2 protein-coding genes and 2 pseudogenes are annotated in these 3,378 nt (G+C 62.2%); 1 reads left to right on the top strand and 3 read right to left on the bottom strand.

The genetic code is table 11. From position 1 onward, the window contains the following. The 3 genes and pseudogenes from G3N64_RS38520 to G3N64_RS38510 form a co-directional block, all read right to left on the bottom strand. Positions 1–360, bottom strand: a pseudogene (locus G3N64_RS38520) (hypothetical protein); the annotation flags it as partial. 64 nt (positions 361–424) lie between these two features. Next, positions 425–868: a hypothetical protein gene (locus G3N64_RS38515; protein ID WP_205788811.1), complete on the bottom strand. Its 444-nt coding sequence runs from the start codon at positions 866–868 to the stop codon at positions 425–427. A 715-nt stretch (positions 869–1,583) separates the two neighbouring features. Continuing rightward, on the bottom strand, positions 1,584–2,585 hold the full coding sequence (locus G3N64_RS38510) for a LysR substrate-binding domain-containing protein (protein WP_205788810.1): 1,002 nt from the start codon (positions 2,583–2,585) through the stop codon (positions 1,584–1,586). Between the two features lie 598 nt (positions 2,586–3,183). On the opposite strand from G3N64_RS38510, the pseudogene G3N64_RS38505 reads away from it, so the two are divergent. Further along, positions 3,184–3,378 (top strand): annotated as a pseudogene (locus G3N64_RS38505) (circularly permuted type 2 ATP-grasp protein); the annotation flags it as partial.

Genomic DNA, 3,378 nt, shown 5'->3' with positions numbered 1-3,378 from the left:
CGACACCGCGGGCGCTTCCGATGCGGACGGCTGCGGTGCGGGCGGCAGCGTGGCCCGTGCGGGCGCAGGCGCCGGAACGGCGGCGGGGGCGGCCGAAGTTCCAGGCGCGCCGGACGCATCCGTTGCGCGCGCCGTCTCGGCCACGATCGCCTTGCGGTATTTCCCGACGGCGGTTCCGATCGCGCCGGAGATGTCGTGCGTCACGCTCGCATGACCGACCGTCGCGTCCCGTTCGGTGTAGGCGAAGATGCCGAAGATCGCGGCGAACGCGACGAAGCTGAGCGCCGCGTTCTTTCCAGGCCCCCAGCTGGGTTTCGGCTGGTGGGCGGGCGGGCTGTCCTGTCGTTCTGCAGGAGTCATTGAATGCTCCTCGATTCGATACGTTGTGGTGTAAGACGCGATCGGGGTGGGGTCAGGTGGGCGGTCACCATCGCAGTTGTGTCGACAGCACGCCCGTTTCGACGATCGCGAACTGGGTCGCTCCCTGATAGGTTCCTTCGACCCGGTAGCTCGCATCCGGCACGCTGAACAGGCAACGCGATCCGGATGCGTTGAATTCGACGAGTACGCGACCATGTCGCCGCAGGCGCACCTGGACATTGGCGAGTGGCTGCCCCGTCCGTGCCGAAGCAAACGACACGCCCAGGTTGTACGGACGGCCGTCGGGCGGAAGCGGTGCGGTACCGTCGATCCGCGCATCGCCGCAGATATACGAAATGACGTAGCGGCCCGCCCCCGGATCGGGTGCGGCTGCGGATGGGGGCGGGGGTGGCTGGGACGCGGACGTCTGGGCCATCGCATTCATGCAGAGCGCGGAGATGACGGCGCTCAGGAAAGGGCGAGCATGCTGTCGAAGCGAGGAAGACATTGCAACCTCCTGTCCGGAATTAATGACGAGCATTTATTCCGAGTCAGATTTGCCAGCGTTCTTTTTGCGACACGCTATTGATACACGATGGATTCTGAATCAACAATCGTGTGTGGCCCGAATGGCACGGTGGTCAAATATCCTATTTAAATAGGATAACGACGGATTCGTATGACTCTCTTAACGCTGAAGAAAGTCGATATTGCCGAATATGAACATTGCAATTCGGTAGCGATGATCCCGCACGCATTGAATCACGTCGGACGTATCGACATTCGTGCCGAAAAATAACGACTGTTAAAAGGAATTTTTGCAACTGTGTCCTGGGCGAAGTGATGTCGATCCAGATACAGGTCGCACGATATGAAATGAGGAAGCGGCGTTTTTGGTATTTTAGATTGTTGCAGGTGAATCGAAACTTTTAATTTGTTATGTAACAGGATATGTCTGAACTGATAATCAGACGGAAAATGCCGGCGACACTATGTCGGGAATAAATAATTGATCTCGGAAATGCAAACGTTTGCGATATTCCCTGATAACGATTAGCGCTCTGGCGCGGTAATTTTCAGGCGAAGGCGGGATCGCCGTTTGCTACTGGAGAGTAGGGTCGTATTCGCCGAGAAACGATGCGACGCGGATGCATGCGCACACCGGATGGCTGCAAACCGTACTCGCGTTCGCGTCGCCGGCGGCCCCGACGCGAACGCGAAGGTCAGCGGCTGCCGCCCGCGCTGCGCCGCGCGATACGCATTGCCGGCGCGGCTGCCGGTTCGGCCGCGCCGGCTGCCGCACCTTCGAGCGCCGCGCGCGGCCGGTTCATGATGTACGTCCACAGTTGCTCGGCCGCGAGCCCGCGCTTGCGGGCCGACCGGTACAGGCGGATTTCGAGCTCGGTGATCCAGTCGCCGGAACCTGCGCACACGAGCGTGCCTTCCTCGAGTTCCTTCACAACGCAGCTTTCCGGCAGCCAGCCGATCCCGTGCCCGGCCACGACCATGCCCTTCAACGCCTCGGACATATGCGTCTCGAAGCACCGCTGCAATGCATACGGCGCGGTGGCGTTCAGCAGCAGCATCTCGACGATGTTGCCGAGAAACGCGCCCGACGAATACGCGAGCAGCGGCAGCGGTGCATCGGGGGTGCCCGGCAGCTGGAATACGGGCTTGCCGCGCGCGTCGGGCGACGACACGGGCAGGATCCGTTCGACGCCGAGGCTGACGAACGGGAAGTGGTTCGGGTCGAGCACGATCGGCAACTGCGGATGGTGATAGCCGAGCAGCAGGTCGCATTCGCCTTCGACGAGTTGCTGCACGCCTTCCGGCACGTTCACCGCGTTGACGCGCGCGGTCACGTGGCCGACCTCGCCGTTCAGCTGCTTGAGCCATTCGGGAAACAGCGTGAAGACGAGCGTATGGGCGACCGCGAAACGCACGACCTGGTCGCTGGCCGCGAACTGGTCGTAGCCGTTCACGAGATTGCGCGCCGCATACATGCTGCGCAGGATGTCCGCGGCGAGCCCGCGGAACATCTGGCCGGCCGGCGTCAGCGCAATCGGGTTGATGCTGCGGTCGACCAGCTTCGCGTCCATCCAGGTTTCGAGTGCGGCAATTCGTCTGCTGAATGCCGACTGCGTGAGGTGCCGGTTACGTGCGGCCCGGGAAAAGCTCTTGGTATCCGCAAGGCTCAGGAAATCTTCCAGCCACTTTGCTTCCATTTCGATCTTCGCTTTTTATAGTCGGGCGCCTGAAAGGCGGCGCCGCTTCGCTGCACCCGTTTTCTAGCGTACCGCGCCTTGCGCCGACCGGGCCGATGTTTTTTTTCGATGGGTGTCAGTCGAAATATGCATGGGCGTTGTCGGCGGGATTACGGCTGCATAGCGTTGAGGTGCCGGACCCGGCTCACCGGACAGTTCACCGCGTCGAACTGCCGGTGCCGCCGCAGACGGTACTTCCCCCAGGGCCGGTTGCGCCGTGTGCGTGCCGGCCCGCCTTCCCATCCTGTCGTTCCGGTGGCCCGGTGCCCGGGCAGGCCGTTTTTTGTGCAGTGCAGATTGCACATTCATGACACGCGGGGGAACTATGTTCGTAAGACGCGGCGCAGCATCGGCCGTGCGCGTTCGCGGCGCACCGCGGTCGCGCGTTGCGTCAGGGGTTGCACCGTTGTGGTGCGCGATGCCGTGCGGGCGTGCCTGGCGCGGCGCAAAAACGGGGGGATATCGACGGGATCAAGCAAGGCACGTTCCTTGCGAAGCATTCATTACGCCGGTCCGGCATGCGCAATGCCGGGGAAAACGATCGATGGAGAAAAGATCGATGAAGCCATTCGATGAAATGCTGCAATCCGGCGACATGGTAAGGGCGCCCTACGCGCGCCTGAAGCAGTGGCTCGACGCGCAGAATCCTGCAAGCCTCGCCCAGAAAGCCCACGACGCGGAGGGCGTGTTCCGCAAGACGGGCATCACGTTCGCCGTCTACGGCGACGCGGAGGCCGCCGAGCGGCTGATTCCG

This window comes from Burkholderia sp. Ac-20344 (genome assembly GCF_017104975.1).
Classification (GTDB): domain Bacteria; phylum Pseudomonadota; class Gammaproteobacteria; order Burkholderiales; family Burkholderiaceae; genus Burkholderia.
This window is presented reverse-complemented; position numbering and strand designations above follow the sequence as displayed.

Bases quoted from the DNA above. Each gene is read 5' to 3' on its own strand.
- G3N64_RS38515 (WP_205788811.1), bottom strand. From the start codon at position 868: ATGTCTTCCTCGCTTCGACAGCATGCTCGCCCTTTCCTGAGCGCCGTC.
- G3N64_RS38510 (WP_205788810.1), bottom strand. From the start codon at position 2,585: ATGGAAGCAAAGTGGCTGGAAGATTTCCTGAGCCTTGCGGATACCAAG.